The organism is Pseudomonas putida, assembly GCA_041879295.1.
GTDB classification, from domain to species: domain Bacteria; phylum Pseudomonadota; class Gammaproteobacteria; order Pseudomonadales; family Pseudomonadaceae; genus Aquipseudomonas; species Aquipseudomonas putida_Y.
Genome location: CP047152.1, coordinates 1,700,288 through 1,716,713 on the forward strand (window position 1 = coordinate 1,700,288; position 16,426 = coordinate 1,716,713).

Consider the following 16,426-nt stretch of genomic DNA (forward strand, 5'->3'; position numbering starts at 1 on the left):
CGCTTCCACAGGGATCGCATTCCCTTGTGCCAGCGCCGCCCTGTGGAAACGGCCTTGTGTCGCGAAAGGGACGCAACGCGCCCCCGGCAATCTCAGATCAAAGTCTCGATCCGCAGCGTATTAGTCGATCCCGGCTTGCCGAAAGGTACACCGGCCGTGATCAGCAGCGTGTCGCCACGGCTGGCCATGCCTTGCGCCTGGGCAATCTCCAGGGCGGTGGAAACCACCTCGTCGACTTGACGCAGGCGGTCGTTGACCACCGAATGCACGCCCCAGGCCACGCTGAGGCGGCGCGCGGTGTTCAGGTTCGGCGTCAGGTTGAGGATCGGTGCCCGTGGCCGCTCACGTGCCGCGCGCAGGGTCGATGCACCCGACTCGCTGTAGTTGACCAGCACTGCCACCGGCAGGATGCCGCTGATACGGCGGATGGCGCAGCTGATGGCATCCGACACGGTCGCTTCGGCCTTTGGCCGGCCGACGTCGAGCTGGGCCTGGTAGTCCGGGCCGTTCTCAACCTGGCGGATGATCTTGCTCATCATCTGCACGGCTTCGAGCGGGTAGTCACCCGAGGCGGTTTCGGCCGACAGCATTACTGCATCGGCACCTTCGGCCACAGCGTTTGCCACGTCGGTGACTTCGGCACGGGTTGGCGCTGGCGAGAAACGCATCGACTCGAGCATCTGCGTGGCCACCACAACCGGCTTGCCCAGCTGGCGGCAGGTGCCGATGATGCGCTTCTGGATCTGCGGCACGCTTTCGGCCGGCACTTCCACGCCCAGGTCACCACGGGCCACCATGATCGCGTCTGCCAGTTCGGCGATGGCTTGCAGCTGTTCGACTGCCGATGGCTTCTCGATCTTGGCCATCAGGTAGGCGCGGTCGCCAATCAGCTGGCGCGCTTCAACGATGTCTTCAGGGCGCTGGACGAACGACAGGGCTACCCAGTCCACACCCAGCTCCAGGCCAAAGGCCAGGTCGCGGCGGTCTTTTTCGGTGAGCGGGGAGAGGTCGAGCACCGCTTGCGGTACGTTGACGCCCTTGCGGTCGGAAAGCTCGCCACCATTCAGCACCTCGGTGTCGATGGCGTCGCTGTGCTTGGCGGTAACGCGCAGGCGCAGCTTGCCGTCGTCCAGCAGCAGGTCCATGCCGGGCTCAAGGGCGGCGATGATTTCGGGGTGCGGCAGGTTGACCCGGCGGCTGTCGCCCGGGGTCTTGTCCAGGTCCAGGCGCAGGGCCTGGCCGCGTTGCAGCTGCACTTTGCCTTCGGCAAAGCGGCCAACGCGCAGCTTCGGCCCTTGCAGGTCCATGAGGATACCCAGCGGGTAGTTCAGTTGCTGCTCGACTTCGCGGATCCACTGGTAGCGCAGGGCGTGGTCGGCATGCTCGCCATGGCTGAAGTTGAGGCGGAAGATGTTCACCCCGGCTTCGACCAGCTGGCGGATATCGTCGATGCCGTTGATCGCAGGGCCAAGGGTGGCGAGGATCTTTACTTTTTTATCTGGCGTCATGATTGGGCAGTCTCGAGGATCAGGATGGCGCGGAAGTCGTTGACGTTGGTGCGAGTCGGTTCGGTGACGATCAGCGCATCCAGCGCGGCGAAGTAGCCGTAGCCGTTGTTGTTGTCCAATTCGTCGCTGGCCGACAGGCCCAACGCTTCGGCGCGGTCGTAGCTGGCAGGGGTCATGAAGGCACCGGCGTTATCTTCCGAGCCATCGATGCCGTCGGTGTCACCGGCCAGGGCGTATACGCCCGGCAGGCCTTTCAGGCTTTCGGTGAGGCTGAGCAGGAACTCGGCGTTACGCCCGCCACGGCCATTGCCGCGCACGGTCACGGTGGTTTCGCCACCCGACAGGATCACGCAGGGCGCCTTGAGCGGCTGGCCGTGCTGAACGATTTGTCGGGCGATACCGGCATGCACCTTGGCCACTTCGCGCGATTCGCCTTCGAGGTCGCCGAGGATCAGCGGGCTGAAACCGGCCTGACGGGCTTTGACGGCGGCTGCTTCGAGCGACTGCTGGGGTTTGGCGATCAACTGGAAGTGGCTGCGGGCCAAGGCCGGGTCGTCGGCCTTGACGGTTTCCGAGGCCGGGTTGTTCAGCCAGTCGATGACCGCTTTGGGCGCTTCGATGTTGTAGCGTTTGAGGATGGCAAGGGCGTCGGCCGAGGTGCTCGGGTCGGCCACGGTGGGGCCGGAGGCGATTACCGTGGCGAGATCGCCCGGTACATCGGAAATGGCATAGGTGTAGACCGTGGCCGGCCAGCAGGCCTTGGCCAGGCGCCCGCCCTTGATCGCCGAGAGGTGCTTGCGCACGCAATTCATCTCGCCGATGGTGGCACCGGATTTCAGCAGCGCCTTGTTGATCTGCTGCTTGTCGGCCAAGGTCAGGCCTTCGGCAGGCAGGGCCAGCAGCGCCGAGCCACCGCCAGACAGCAGGAAGATTACGCGGTCGTCTTCGTTGAGGTTGCTGACCAGTTCCAGCACGCGCTTGGCCACCGCCAGGCCGGCAGCGTCCGGGACCGGGTGGGCGGCTTCGACCACCTCGATCTTCTGGCAGTTGGCGCCGTGGCCGTAACGGGTCACGACCAGGCCGGAGACTTCGCCCTGCCAGCTTTTCTCGACCACTTCGGCCATGGCGGCTGCGGCCTTGCCGGCGCCGATGACGATAACCCGACCGCTGCGATCGGCGGGCAGGTAGGGTTCGAGGACTTGACGGGGGTGGGCGGCGGCGATGGCTGTGTCGAACAGCTCGCGGAGAAGTTTTTGCGGATCGACCGACATGGCAGGCTCCCAATTATTGTTGTTCTACAGAATCAAAAACGCCCCTGGAACTGCCTCCGTGCAGGCCGAACCAGGGGCGGGTGTTGCTCGGTATCGCTGGCTGATCTGTGGTCGCAGGTCAGGCGGCGTTAGCTTCATCGCGAGCTACGTTCGTTCCTACGGGCTTTGCGCTGATCCAGTAGGTGCGAGCGTAGCTGGCGATGAGGCTGGTAAGGCTTACACGTTATTTATCGCCGCGGATCGAGAAGTTGGCCATGTGCTCCAGGCCTTTGATCAGCGCCGAGTGGTCCCAGTTGCCGCCGCCCAGGGCCTGGCAGGTGTTGAACACTTGCTGGGCATTGGAGGTATTGGGCAGGTTGATGCCCAGTTCCTTGGCGCCTTGCAGGGCCAGGTTCAGGTCCTTCTGGTGCAGGTTGATGCGGAAGCCTGGGTCGAAGGTGCCCTTGATCATGCGCTCGGCGTGCACTTCGAGGATTTTCGACGAGGCGAAGCCGCCCATCAGTGCTTCACGCACCTTGGCCGGGTCTGCACCGTTCTTGGCGGCGAACAGCAATGCTTCGCTGACGGCCTGGATGTTCAGGGCGACAATGATCTGGTTGGCGACCTTGGCGGTCTGACCGTCACCGTTGCCACCGACGCGGGTGATGTTCTTGCCCATGGCTTCGAACAGCGGCAGGGTGCGCTCGAAGGCGTTCGGGCAGCCACCGACCATGATGCTCAGGGTCGCAGCCTTGGCACCGACTTCACCACCGGATACAGGAGCGTCCAGGTAGGCGGCACCGGTAGCCTTGATCTTCTCGGCGAAGGCTTTGGTGGCGGTTGGCGAGATCGAGCTCATGTCGATCACCACCTTGTTCGGGCCAACGCCTTCGGCCACGCCGTTTTCACCGAACAGGACGCTTTCGACCTGCGGGGTGTCGGGGACCATGACGATGATGAATTCGGCTTCCTGGGCAACTTCTTTCGGGTTGGCCAGGGCCACTGCACCGGCAGCGATCAGGTCGGCTGGCGCGGCATCGTGGTGGGTGGAAATGAACAGGCTGTGACCTGCCTTCTGCAGGTTCTGGGCCATGGGCTTGCCCATGATGCCGGTGCCGATGAAACCGATTTTAGCCATGAGAGATTACCTCGTTGTATTTGTTGAATCTCGATGGAGCAGGCTGCACAGGCCCGTTGTTGGACACAGAATTCTGTGGGAGCGGGTTTACCCGCGAAAGCGGCAGTGAAGCCAACGTCGCATTCGCGGGTAAACCCGCTCCTACAGGGTCAGGCATGTGTCACAGGACCTCGATCAGCCTCAGATTGCGTTGTGGGTTTTCAGCCAGCCCAGGCCCGCTTCGGTAGTGGTCTTGGGCTTGTACTCCGCGCCCACCCAGCCCTGGTAGCCAATGCGGTCCAGGTGCTCGAACAGGAAGCGGTAGTTGATCTCGCCGGTACCTGGTTCGTTGCGGCCTGGGTTGTCGGCCAGCTGGATGTGGTTGATCACTTTCAGGTTGGCTTCCATGGTGCGAGCCAGGTCACCTTCCATGATCTGCATGTGGTAGATGTCGTACTGCAGGAACAGGTTGTCGCTGCCCACCTCGGCCTGGATTTCCAGCGCCTGTTGGGTGGTGTTCAGGTAGAAACCGGGGATATCGCGGGTGTTGATCATTTCCATGACCAGGCGAATGCCGGCGGCCTTGAGTTTGTCAGCGGCGTAGCGCAGGTTCTCGACAAAGGTCTTGCGCACGGTGGCGCAGTCCGGGCCTTGTGGGCGAATACCGGCCAGGGCGTTGACCTGGGTGTTGCCCAGGACCTTGGCGTATTCGATGGCTTTGTCGACACCGGCGCGGAATTCTTCGATGCGGTCGGGGTGGCAGGTGATGCCGCGCTCACCTTTGGCCCAGTCGCCGGCCGGCAGGTTGAACAGCACCTGGGTCAGGCCGTTGGCCTCCAGCTGCTGCTTGATTTCAGCCGCGCTGAAGTCATAGGGGAAGAGGTATTCGACGCCGCTGAAACCAGCGTCGGCGGCAGCCTTGAAGCGGGCCAGGAAGTCCTGTTCGGTGAACAGCATGGACAGGTTGGCAGCGAAGCGAGGCATGAGTTGTCTCCTTGCGATGAAGGCCCCCAGGGCGTGCCTGGGGGCGTCAGGCGATCAGTCCAGCAGCGAGATGGCGGTTGGCGCGTCGTTGCCGACCAGGGCCAGGTCTTCGAACTCGTTGACCGCGTTGATCTCGGTGCCCATGGAAATGTTGGTCACACGCTCGAGAATCACTTCAACCACCACCGGCACGCGGAACTCTTCGGCCATCTTCTGTGCCTTGATCAGGGCAGGGGCGATTTCTGCTGGCTCGAACACACGGATGGCCTTGCAACCCAGGCCTTCGACCACAGCGACGTGATCGACACCGTAGGTGGCAGCGTCGGTCGAGTTGATGTTCTCGAACGCCAGTTGTACACAGTAATCCATGTCGAAGCCACGCTGCGCCTGGCGGATCAGGCCCAGGTAGGCGTTGTTCACCAGTACGTGGACGTACGGCAGGTTGAACTGCGCACCTACCGCCAGTTCTTCGATCATGAACTGGAAGTCGTAGTCACCCGACAGCGCGACAACCTTGCGCTTGGGATCGGCTTTGACCACGCCCAGCGCGGCAGGGATGGTCCAGCCCAGCGGGCCGGCCTGGCCGCAGTTGATCCAGTGGCGAGGCTTGTACACATGCAGGAACTGTGCGCCGGCAATCTGCGACAGACCGATGGTGCTGACGTAGCAGGTGTCCTTGCCGAATACCTGGTTCATTTCTTCGTAGACGCGCTGCGGCTTGACCGGCACGTTGTCGAAGTGGGTCTTGCGCTGCAGGCTCGACTTGCGCTCCTGGCACTCTTCCAGCCAGGCCTTGCGGCATTTGAGCTTACCGGCGGCTTTCCACTCGCGGGCCACTTCCAGGAACACGTCCAGTGCCTTGCCAGCATCGGAAACAATGCCCAGGTCCGGGGTAAACACGCGGCCGATCTGGGTCGGTTCGATGTCGACGTGTACGAACTTGCGGCCTTCGGTGTAGACATCGACGGAACCGGTGTGGCGGTTGGCCCAGCGGTTACCGATACCGAATACCAGGTCGGACTTCAGCAGGGTTGCGTTGCCATAGCGGTGCGAGGTCTGCAGGCCGACCATACCAACCATCTGTGCGTGGTCGTCCGGGATGGTGCCCCAGCCCATCAGGGTCGGGATTACCGGTACGCCGGTCAGTTCGGCGAATTCGACCAGCTTGTCGCTGGCGTCGGCGTTGATGATGCCGCCACCGGCTACCAGCAGTGGGCGCTCGGCGTCATTGAGCAGGGCCAGGGCTTTTTCGGCCTGTACGCGAGTGGCGGACGGCTTGTGCACGGGCAGCGGTTCGTAGGCGTCGATGTCGAATTCGATTTCGGCCATCTGCACGTCGAACGGCAGGTCGATCAGCACCGGGCCTGGGCGGCCGGTACGCATTTCGTAAAAGGCCTTCTGGAAGGCGTAAGGCACCTGGCCTGGCTCCAGAACGGTGGTCGCCCACTTGGTCACCGGCTTGACGATGTTGGTGATGTCGATAGCCTGGAAGTCTTCCTTGTGCAGGCGGGCACGTGGCGCCTGGCCAGTGATGCACAGAATCGGGATGGAGTCGGCCGAGGCACTGTACAGGCCGGTGACCATGTCGGTGCCGGCAGGGCCGGACGTGCCGATGCACACACCGATGTTGCCCGGGTTGGCGCGGGTGTAGCCCTCGGCCATGTGCGAGGCACCTTCGACGTGACGAGCGAGGACGTGATCGATGCCACCGACTTTCTTCAGGGCCGAATACAACGGGTTGATGGCAGCCCCCGGGATGCCGAACGCGGTATCTACACCTTCACGGCGCATGACCAGAACGGCTGCATCGATTGCTCTCATTTTGCTCATGGTTTGTGCCTCATCGATTTTGTAATTGTATACAACTTGCTTTGCGACAGAGTGTATTCACGCCTGGCGGCTCAGGTCAATGGGTTTTCATCGACTAAGCTGGCTTTCGTCAGAGCGCCCGCGAAAACGAGGGTTTGCGCCATCGCATACGATCGTTTCAAAATATTGTATACAAAAATATCTCTCGTTGTGTTCTATTTGTTCGATCGGTTTTCAACTGCCCTCAGGGCTTCTCACAACAAGAAGAGGACCTTTCCATGAACGTTCTGAACCTGAAAGTCGCTGTCAGCCTGGTGAATGCCGCGCTGGTGGCGGGCCGCAAGATCAATGCCGCGCCACTGACCGTGGCGGTGCTGGATGCCGGCGGGCACCTGCTGGCGCTGCAGCGTGAGGATGGCGCCAGCCTGATTCGTCCTGAGGTGGCCACTGGCAAAGCCTGGGGCGCGATTGCCCTGGGCAAGGGGTCGCGCTTGCTGGCGCTGGATGCGCAGCAGCGGCCGGCTTTTTTTGCCGCGCTGAACGGCATGGGTGAGCGGCCGGTGGTGCCGGCGCCAGGTGGGGTGCTGATTCGTGATCAGGACGGCAAGGTGCTGGGTGCCGTGGGGATCAGCGGTGATACCTCGGATATCGACGAGCAGTGTGCGATCAGTGCGATCGAGGAGGTGGGGTTGCGGGCAGATGCCGGGGTAGCGGCCTAAATCTCTATTGCCTGTTCTGGCCCATTCGCGGACGAGCCCGCTCCCACAGTGACCCCACTACCTTCAGGCATGTGGTGATCCTGTGGGAGCGGGCTTGCCCGCGAATGGCCCTTCGGGATGGTTCAGGCTGCCTCAGGCTCACAACCTTTCAAGACCATACGAATGATGGTTTCGGCTGCCGCGTCATAATCACTGTCGGCCAGCTTGGCCTTGCCGGTCACCGCAGAAATCTGCCAGTCGAAGTCCGCATAGGTCTGGGTCGCCGCCCAGATGCTGAACATCAGGTGGTGCGCGTCCACATGGGCGATCTGACCGCGGTCGATCCAGCGCTGGATGCACTCGATGTTGTGTCGGGCCTGCTCGTTCAACTGCTCTACCTGGTTCGCTGACAGGTGCGGCGCGCCATGCATGATCTCGCTGGCGAACACCTTGGACGCATGGGGCAGGTCACGCGAAATGCGAATCTTCGAACGAATGTACGAACTCAGCACTTCCTTCGGGTCGCCGTCTGCATTGAACGGCGTGGATGCCTGCATGATCGGTGCGATGATGCTTTCCAGGACCTCACGGTAAAGGTTGTCCTTGGACTTGAAGTAGTAATACACGTTCGGCTTGGGCAGGCCGGCCTTGGCCGCGATATCGCTGGTCTTGGTGGCGGCGAAGCCCTTGTCGGCGAATTCCTCGCTGGCCGCGCGCAGGATCAATTCCTTGTTGCGCTCGCGAATGGTGCTCATGGTCAGGGATCTTCCTCGTGTCTGGCCACCTCTAAGAGGGATCGGGCATGGTAGCACCGGCCTCGACGGGCGCTCAAGGCAGCGGCTTTGGGCTAGAATCCGGCACATTGACTTATTTGGATACAAGCAAACATGGCAGGAAGCAGTCTACTGGTACTGATCGACGACATCGCCACGCTGTTGGATGACGTCTCGCTAATGACCAAAGTCGCGGCGAAAAAGACAGCGGGTGTGCTGGGTGACGACCTGGCGCTGAATGCTCAGCAGGTCACCGGCGTGCGTGCCGATCGCGAACTTCCGGTCGTCTGGGCGGTGGCCAAGGGGTCGTTCGTCAACAAGGCGATCTTGGTACCGGCCGCGTTGCTGATCAGTGCGTTCATACCCTGGGCGGTTACGCCGTTGTTGATGTTGGGTGGCGCGTTCCTGTGCTTCGAGGGTTTCGAGAAGCTGGCGCACAAGTTCTTGCACAGCAAGGAAGAGGATGAGGCACAGCACGCGGCGCGCAAGGAGGCCGTTGCCAATGCCAACGTTGATCTGGTGGCTTTTGAAAAAGCCAAGATCAAGGGGGCAGTGCGTACCGACTTCATTCTGTCGGCGGAAATCATCGCCATTACCTTGGGGATCGTGGCTGACTCGCCGCTGACCCAGCAGATCATCGTGCTGTCGGGCATTGCGGTGGTGATGACCATTGGTGTGTATGGGTTGGTAGGCGGGATCGTCAAGCTTGACGACCTTGGGCTGTGGATGGCCCGCAAAACCTCCAGGCTGACTCAGGCAGTGGGTAACGGCATCCTGCGGGCGGCGCCGTACATGATGAAAAGCCTGTCGGTGATTGGTACTGCGGCGATGTTCCTGGTAGGCGGTGGGATCCTGGTGCATGGCATCGAGCCGCTGCATCATGCCATCGAGGCGTTCAGCGAAGGGCGTGGCGGGGCATTGACCGGTGCGTTGCTCAACGGCGGGGTCGGAGTCATCGCAGGTGCTGTGGTGCTGGCGGTGGTAAGCGTTGCGGGGAAATTGTGGCGGGCGGTTCGGCCAGCCAATTGAGGCGTGTGACCGGGGCTTTGCCCCGGTTCGCGGGTGAACCCGCTCCGACCAGATACCGCGTTTGCCTTGAACACGGCGCGCCCTCTGTAGGAGCGGGTTTACCCGCGAATGGGCCGCAGCGCGGCCCCGAGCGATCAGTTCAGAAGTGAACCTTGACCAGGAAGCTCATGGTGTTCTGGTCGGTAGTGAAAGCATCGCTGTCCTTGATGCCGTACTTGTTCTTCCAGTAGTCGTACTCCACACCCACATACAGCTGCTTTTCGCCCAGGTGCAGCGCCTTGCCCAGGTCGTACTTGATCTGCGGGTTGAAGTGCAGGTTGGCCTGGTAGGTGCCGCGGCGGTTCTCGTCGTTGTCCACCACCCAGTCCATGAAGCCGTCGATCAGCACGTCGGAATCACCGACCGGAATGGTGTAGGACCACACCGGGGTGATCTGCCACACGTTGTCGCCAGCGCGGCTGCCGTCGGTGGTGCGGTTGTAGAAGTTCAGCTGGAAGTAGTCGAAGCCCGGAATGGCCAGGTCGAAGCCCGGACCGATCAGGTAAGACTCGGTGTCACCCTCGCCAAACTCGTAGGTCATCGCCAGCAGCACGTCCTTGACCGGGCCGAATTCCAGTTTCTGATCGAAGATCTTGCCGAACGACAGGCGTGGGCTGAACTCGCCATAGTAGGTGTTGGGGCCGTTGCTGGCGTCCTTCTTGCCTTGGTAGAAGATCTTGTCGACGAAGAAGAAGTTATCGCCGTACTTCCACGCGTCGGCGTGCTCGAAGGTGAATGTTTGCTGGGTCTCGGGGTTGACCTTGAAGTTCTTGCCCCACAGGTAGGTCAGGCTGTTGTTCTGCCATTGCAGCAGGTCGCCGCCGAAGGTGGTGCCGCAGGCCAGCAGGCCGCCGGCGAGGATCAGGCTCTTGATAGTACGCATTGCGAGTGTCGCTCCCTTGATTGATCTGTTGTCAGCGCTCGGTGTCGGCGCTTTTTTTGTCTTTTGAGTCAGCTTTTTTCGATAGGCCACAGCTGTTTGGCAAGGGTTGGGCCAACTTTTCCGGGTTGGCAAAACCTTCCTGCTCGACTTCGTTCTGAACGGATGAAAAGGGTCTTTCAGGCTGGCAACACGTTGGCCAACCGCCCGAATTCATTGACTGAGCGGTCAGTAAACGCAGGCAGAATCCGTTCTGCCCTGATCGAGGGGGCGCGCAGATTACTGGCTTGCGCGCCGCGCCTCAAGTGCTCCGTCCTGGAGCGGAGTGGATCAAACCTGTGCGTTTGGTCAGCTTATCAGAAGTGGACCTTGACCAGCGCGCTGGCGACGCTCTGGTTACTTTCCAGGTTGCCGCGGCTGTCAATGCCGTACTTGTCTTTCCAGTAGCTGTATTCAAAGCCGACGTAGAGCTGCTTGGCGCCCAGGTTCAGCGCCTTGCCCAGGTCGTATTTGACCTGCGGGTTGAAGTGCAGGTTGGCGTGATAGGTGCCACGGCGGGTCTGGTCGTTGTCGGTAACCCAGTCCATGTAACCGTCGATCAGAATGTCTGACCGCCCCACGGGGATGGTGTACGACCAGCCGGGGGTAATCTGCCAGACGTTGTCACCGGGGCGGCTGCCTTCGGTGTTACGCACGTAGAAATTGAGGGTGAAATAGTTGAAGCCGGGGATGTTCAAGTCGAAGCCGGGGCCGATCAGGTAGGCCTCGTTGTCGCCTTCACCGCGCTCGTAGGTCATGGCCAGCAGCACGTCCTTGATCGGGCCGAAGGCAAGCTTGCGGTCGAAGATCTTGCCCAATGACAGGCGTGGGCTGAACTCGCCGTAGTAGGTGGTCACACCTTTGCCGGGGTCGGCCTTGCCGTTGTAGAAGATCTTGTCGACGAACATGAAGGTGTCGCCGTACTTCCATTTGTTGGCGTGCTCGAAGGTGATGGTCTGCTGGATATCAGGGTTGACCTTGAAGTCCTTGCCGTACAGGTAGGTCAGGCTTTCGCCGTGCCATTGCAGCCATTCGCCTGCGTGCGAGGGTAGGGTGGCCAGCAGGCTGCTGCCCAACAACAGGGACGTGGTGATGCGCTTCATGTTGTGATTCCCGGACTTATTGTTTTTGTTGGCGGTTTTTTTTTGGCGCGCAGGCGCCCCGGGCGACCCATTCCGGCGGGTCGACGGCGTAGCGGTTACTGCAGAGGTGAATGAGGGGCGGCAATGCACCGCCCCCCTTGGCTCAATGCTGGTGACAGACGTCGTTGTGCATTGCGCGGTCGGCACCGCCAAGGATGTTGAACAGTACGTTCAACACCAGGGCACTGACCGTGGCCATGGCGATACCGCTGTGGGTGATGGGTTCCATCCACTGTGGCATCTGGGCAAAGAACTCCGGACGCACCACGGGGATCAACCCGAAGCCGACGCTCACGGCAACCAGCAGCTGGTTGCGGCGGTCGCCGATGTCCGCCTCCTGAAGAATCTTGATCCCGGTGGCAGTGACCATGCCGAACATGGCGATGGACGCGCCGCCCAGTACCGCAGGCGGGATCGAGGCAATCAGGAAGGCCGCTTTGGGCAGCAGGCTGAGCAGGATCAGCAGTGCACCGGCCACGATGGTGACATAGCGGCAGCGCACCCCGGTCATTTGCACCAGGCCGATGTTCTGGGCGAACGAGGAGTGGGTGAAGGTGTTGAAGAAGCCTGCAATGAACGACGCACCGGCATCGCACAGCAGGCCGCGACGCAGCATGCCAGGGGTTACTTCACGATCAGTCACCTTGCCCAAGGCCAGGAACATGCCGGTGGACTCGACGAAGATGATCACCACTACCAGGCACATGGACAGGATCGGCGCCAGGCTGAAGGTCGGCATGCCGAAGTGCAGCGGGGTGACCACCTGCAACCACGGTGCTTCATTCAGGCCCGACAGGTCGACCATGCCGATGGAGCCGGCCAGGATGTAGCCAAGGCCCATGCCCACCAGTACCGACACATTGACCCAGAAACCGCGCATGAAGCGGTTGATCAGCAGGATCACGGCCAGTACCAGGCCGGCCACCAGCAGGTAGATCGGCGAGCCGAACGTTTGAGCGTCCTGGCCGCCACCGGCCCAGTTGACTGCCACCGGGAACAGCGACAGGCCAATCGAGGTGATCACCGTACCAGTGACCAACGGTGGGAAGAAGCGGACAACCTTAGACATGAACGGCGCGATCAGCATGCCGAAGAACCCGGCAGCGATGGTCGCACCGAAGATCCCCTGCAGGCCCACGCCGGGCATGCCGGCCATGGCCACCATGCTGCCGACGGCGGCGAAACTGGCACCCATCATCACCGGCATGCGGATGCCCACCGGGCCGATACCGAACGACTGGATGATGGTAGCGACGCCAGCGACAAGCAGGTCGGCGTTGATCAGGAAAGCGACTTCTTCACGGGACAACCCGGCGGCCTGGCCGATGATCAACGGCACGGCGATCGCGCCACCGTACATCAGCAGAACGTGTTGCAGGCCAACCAGGAACAGTTGGAACAGGGGCAAGGGTTCTCGCGGCGGCGCAATGGGGATATACGCCTTGCGTGACTCGGACATGCAGCACCTCGAGTTTTGTTTTTATTCTCGGATCCAAGCGGCAGGCCTCATGCCTGCGCGCTCGATGCTTGCTTGTTGCGTTACACATGAAGCCTGAGGCCGGGGCTACCGGCCTCTTCGCGGGCAAGCCCGCTCCTACAGGGAATGGTGATTCCCTGAGGGCGGGTTGCCTGGCGAGGTGCTGTCAGTTGACCTGGGCGCCTTTGGCGATCCATTCACCGACGAGCTTGCGCTCTTCGGTGGTCATCTGGGTGATGTTGCCCAGCGGCATGATCTGGCTGGCAACCGCTTGCGCCTGAATGCGCGCGGCCTGGGCCTGGATCTGCTGCGGAGTGTCGAACATCACGCCGGCAGGAGCGGCGCTGAACAGTGGGCTGGTCGGCTTGGACGAGTGGCACACTGTGCAGCGTTCCTGGATGACATTGTGGATCTTGTCGAAGTCGCCACCGGCCTGGGCAGCGGCCTGGGCGGGAGCTTGTGCTGGTGCGGTGGGTGCTTCGGCAGCCTTTGCAGCGTCCTCGGCGCGCTGCTCGGCAGCGGTCTTGCCGCCTACCGCAGTTGCCGGCAGCGGCTGGTACTCGATCTTCGCTGCTGCTTGCTCAGGGCTTACGGCCATCGGTTTCGGGCCGGTAACGTAAGCCAGGCAGATCATCGCCAGAGCGCCGACGGGCAGGGTCCAGGCGTACTTGTTGCTGTCGTGGCGGGTGTTGAAGTAGTGGCGGATCAGAACCGCGGCTACTGCGATACCGGCCAGGATCAGCCAGTTGTACTGGCTACCGTAGGTGCTCGGGAAATGGTTGCTGATCATGATGAACAGCACCGGCAGGGTGAAGTAGTTGTTGTGACGCGAGCGCAGCAGGCCCTTGGCCGGCAGTACCGGGTCGGGCGTCTGGTTGTTCTCGATCGCCGCCACCAGCTGGCGTTGGGCCGGCATGATGATGCGGAACACGTTACCGACCATGATGGTGCCGATGATCGCGCCGGTGTGCAGGTATGCACCACGGCCGCTGAACACCAGGCTGAAGCCCCAGCAGGCCGCGATGATCAGCACGAACAGCACACCACCGAGCAGCGCTGGCTTCTTGCCCAGGGGCGAGTCGCACAGGAAGTCGTAGATGAACCAGCCAGCGATCAGCGAACCGATACCGATGGCCACGCCTTCGGCACCGCTCAGGGTGCTGCCAGGCGCCAGCAGGTACAGGGCCGGGTTCCAGTAGAACACCACGCACAGCAGGGCGATACCGGACATCCAGGTGAAGTAGGCTTCCCATTTGAACCAATGCAGGTTCTCGGGCATTTTCGGTGGGGCGAGCTTGTATTTCTCCAGGTGGTAGATACCACCGCCGTGAATCGCCCAGAGATCACCCGACAACCCATCGCGCGGGTTGCTTCGGTTCAGGTGGTTCTCCAGCCAGACGAAGTAGAACGATGCACCGATCCAGGCGACGCCGGTGATCATGTGAACCCAGCGAATGCTCAGGTTCAGCCATTCGTGAAGGTGTGCTTCCACAGTATGTACCTCTGCCAGTCACCGAGAAGATGACTGACCTTTTCTTATTGGTGGGGATTGAGGATCAGCATCTGTTCCTCGGTGAAGTAATGCTCATCGCAGTTGTTGCCAGAACCACTGCGATCAACCACCAGGAAATCATCCCGCTTTTCGATCGTCAGCACCGGGTGGTGCCAGACGCCGCGATGGTAATTAACGCCCTGCCTGCCATTACTGCGGAAGGCTCGGACCAAGCCTGATACAGGTGCATCGCCAACCGGCGCGACCACGATCAGAAAGGGGTTGCCGAGCAGCGGGATGAAAGCCTGGCTGCCCAGCGGATGGCGTTCCAGCATGCGCACGGTCAGCGGCATGTCCTGCGCGTCGGCGCGGAAGATGCTGATGATCGCCTTGTCTTCAGGCTCGGCGGTTTCGACCGTGGCGAGCTTGTGAAAGCGCATGGTCGAGCCGTTGTTGATCATGAAGTGGTCGCTGCCGTCGGTTTCGATCACGTCTCCGAACTGGGCGAAGGCTTCTTTGGTCAAGGGCTCGATCATCAGGGTGCGCATGCGGTTATCTCTTCTATTGTTCGTTTTCTGAATAAGGTTCGGCTGTTGCTTACAGCTGCAGCAGGCGGAACAGGGCGATCTGGTTGATCTGCGTCAGGGCTTCCTTGAATTCGGCATTGGCATCGTTGTGGATGCGCTTTTCAAAGGCGGCGAGAATCTGGTGCCGGTTGCTGCCCTTCACCGCCATGATGAACGGGAACTGGAACTTGGCTTTGTAGGCATCGTTCAGCTCGGTGAAGCGGGCGAACTCCTCGGCGGTGCACTGGTGAATGCCGGCGCCGGCCTGTTCGTTGGTGCTCGATTCTGTCAGCTCGCCCTGGATGGCTGCCTTGCCGGCCAGGTCCGGGTGAGCGTTGATCAGCGCCAGCTGGTCGGCGTGGTTGGCGCTGAGCAGGATGTCGCTCATGCGCTGGTGCAGTGCCTCGATCTCGTCCAGCTCGCCCAGTTGGCCCAGGTCATAGGCTTTTTCGGCAACCCACGGCGAGTGCTCGTAGATATCGGCGAAGGCCTTGACGAAGGCGTCACGGTCCAGGGCGGATGGTTTGAGGGTATTGAAGGCGGTCATCAGGCGTTCTCTTTCTTGTACGGGTGGGTGGTGTGCCAGTGGCGGGCGATATCCACGCGACGGGCGAACCAGACCTGGTCATGACTTTTTGCGTAATCGACGAAGCGCTTGAGTGCTGCCAGGCGTGCCGGGCGGCCGACCAGGCGGCAGTGCAGGCCGATGGAAAGCATTTTCGGTGCTTCGGCGCCTTCGGCGTACAGCACATCAAAGGCGTCTTTCAGGTACTGGAAGAACTGCTCGCCGCAGTTGAAGCCCTGTACCTGGGTGAAGCGCATGTCGTTGGTGTCCAGGGTGTAGGGGATCACCAGGTGCGGCTTGCCAGTGGGGTTGTTTGGCTCCCAGTAGGGCAGGTCGTCGTCGTAGGTGTCGCTGTCATAGAGGAAACCACCTTCCTCCATCACCAGGCGGCGGGTGTTCGGGCCGGTACGGCCGGTGTACCAGCCCAGCGGGCGCTCGCCAGTGAGTTCGGTGAGGATACGGATGGCTTCGAGCATGTGCTCGCGCTCTTGGGCCTCGTCCATGTTCTGGTAGTCGATCCAGCGGTAGCCGTGGCTGCAGATCTCGTGGCCGGCTTCGACCATGGCGCGGATCACGTCGGGGTGGCGCTGGGCGGCCATGGCCACGGCGAAGATGGTGAGTGGTACGCCGCTGTCCTTGAACAGCTTCAGCAGGCGCCATACACCGGCACGGCTGCCGTATTCATACAGCGACTCCATGCTCATGTTGCGCTGGCCCTGCAGTGGCTGGGCAGCGACCATCTCGGACAGGAAGGCTTCGGATTCCTTGTCACCGTGCAGGATGTTGCGCTCGCCACCTTCTTCGTAATTGAGGACGAAAGACAGCGCAATGCGGGCGTTACCCGGCCATTGCGGGTGAGGAGGGTTGTTGCCGTAACCGATCAGGTCGCGAGGGTAATCAGCGCTCACTGCAGTCTTCCTTCTTGTGCGTTAGTGCGGGGGGTGGGCGGGCCGCGTCGGTATGTCGCACCACCGGATGGGCTGATTGTATACAACTTCTGAAATCTTTTGTAAGCCTGTTTTTCCGCATTTCTTCCCTTTTGTCGCCTGACAGCGACC

At 61.4% G+C, this 16,426-nt stretch carries 15 protein-coding genes; 2 read left to right on the forward strand and 13 right to left on the reverse strand.

The features are described 5' to 3' along the window. Positions 1–92 precede the first annotated feature (92 nt). The 5 genes from pyk to gcl form a co-directional block, all read right to left on the reverse strand. Positions 93–1,508, reverse strand: a complete 1,416-nt coding sequence (gene pyk, locus GST84_07915; protein XGB12295.1) for a pyruvate kinase — start codon at positions 1,506–1,508, stop codon at positions 93–95. Further along, positions 1,505–2,779: a DUF4147 domain-containing protein gene (locus tag GST84_07920; protein XGB12296.1), complete on the reverse strand. Its 1,275-nt coding sequence runs from the start codon at positions 2,777–2,779 to the stop codon at positions 1,505–1,507. Before GST84_07920 ends, pyk begins: the two co-directional genes overlap by 4 nt. Positions 2,780–3,002: 223 nt before the next feature. Further along, on the reverse strand, positions 3,003–3,896 hold the full coding sequence (locus GST84_07925; GenBank protein XGB12297.1) for a 2-hydroxy-3-oxopropionate reductase: 894 nt from the start codon (positions 3,894–3,896) through the stop codon (positions 3,003–3,005). A 180-nt stretch (positions 3,897–4,076) separates the two neighbouring features. Beyond that, positions 4,077–4,859 (reverse strand): hydroxypyruvate isomerase, encoded by a 783-nt coding sequence (gene hyi / locus GST84_07930; GenBank protein ID XGB12298.1) that lies wholly within the window; start codon positions 4,857–4,859, stop codon positions 4,077–4,079. Positions 4,860–4,913: 54 nt separating this feature from the next. Next, complete coding sequence (gcl, locus tag GST84_07935; protein XGB12299.1) at positions 4,914–6,689, reverse strand: glyoxylate carboligase; 1,776 nt, start codon at positions 6,687–6,689, stop codon at positions 4,914–4,916. A gap of 257 nt (positions 6,690–6,946) precedes the next feature. On the opposite strand from gcl, the gene GST84_07940 reads away from it, so the two are divergent. Then, positions 6,947–7,387, forward strand: a complete 441-nt coding sequence (locus GST84_07940; protein XGB12300.1) for a heme-binding protein — start codon at positions 6,947–6,949, stop codon at positions 7,385–7,387. 122 nt (positions 7,388–7,509) lie between these two features. Here GST84_07940 and GST84_07945 read toward each other — a convergent pair whose 3' ends face one another. Beyond that, positions 7,510–8,121: a TetR family transcriptional regulator gene (locus GST84_07945; GenBank protein XGB12301.1), complete on the reverse strand. Its 612-nt coding sequence runs from the start codon at positions 8,119–8,121 to the stop codon at positions 7,510–7,512. 132 nt (positions 8,122–8,253) lie between these two features. On the opposite strand from GST84_07945, the gene GST84_07950 reads away from it, so the two are divergent. Further along, the gene (locus tag GST84_07950) at positions 8,254–9,168 is read left to right on the forward strand and encodes a DUF808 family protein (protein ID XGB12302.1); all 915 of its coding nucleotides are present in this window, start codon (positions 8,254–8,256) and stop codon (positions 9,166–9,168) included. Between the two features lie 139 nt (positions 9,169–9,307). On the opposite strand, the gene GST84_07955 is transcribed toward GST84_07950, so the two are convergent. From GST84_07955 to puuE, 7 genes are all read right to left on the reverse strand, one after another. After that, a complete protein-coding gene (locus tag GST84_07955; GenBank protein XGB12303.1) occupies positions 9,308–10,090 on the reverse strand; it encodes a hypothetical protein in 783 nt (260 codons plus the stop codon). Between the two features lie 353 nt (positions 10,091–10,443). Continuing rightward, a complete protein-coding gene (locus GST84_07960; protein ID XGB12304.1) occupies positions 10,444–11,229 on the reverse strand; it encodes a hypothetical protein in 786 nt (261 codons plus the stop codon). Between the two features lie 142 nt (positions 11,230–11,371). After that, positions 11,372–12,727: a purine permease gene (locus GST84_07965; GenBank protein ID XGB12305.1), complete on the reverse strand. Its 1,356-nt coding sequence runs from the start codon at positions 12,725–12,727 to the stop codon at positions 11,372–11,374. Between the two features lie 184 nt (positions 12,728–12,911). Further along, positions 12,912–14,237, reverse strand: coding sequence for a hypothetical protein (locus GST84_07970; GenBank protein ID XGB12306.1), 1,326 nt, complete (start codon positions 14,235–14,237; stop codon positions 12,912–12,914). 44 nt (positions 14,238–14,281) lie between these two features. Beyond that, positions 14,282–14,785, reverse strand: coding sequence for an ureidoglycolate lyase (locus tag GST84_07975; protein XGB12307.1), 504 nt, complete (start codon positions 14,783–14,785; stop codon positions 14,282–14,284). Positions 14,786–14,834: 49 nt separating this feature from the next. Further along, a complete protein-coding gene (gene uraD / locus GST84_07980; protein ID XGB12308.1) occupies positions 14,835–15,350 on the reverse strand; it encodes a 2-oxo-4-hydroxy-4-carboxy-5-ureidoimidazoline decarboxylase in 516 nt (171 codons plus the stop codon). Continuing rightward, positions 15,350–16,276 (reverse strand): allantoinase PuuE, encoded by a 927-nt coding sequence (gene puuE / locus GST84_07985; protein XGB12309.1) that lies wholly within the window; start codon positions 16,274–16,276, stop codon positions 15,350–15,352. Before puuE ends, uraD begins: the two co-directional genes overlap by 1 nt. Positions 16,277–16,426 lie beyond the last annotated feature (150 nt).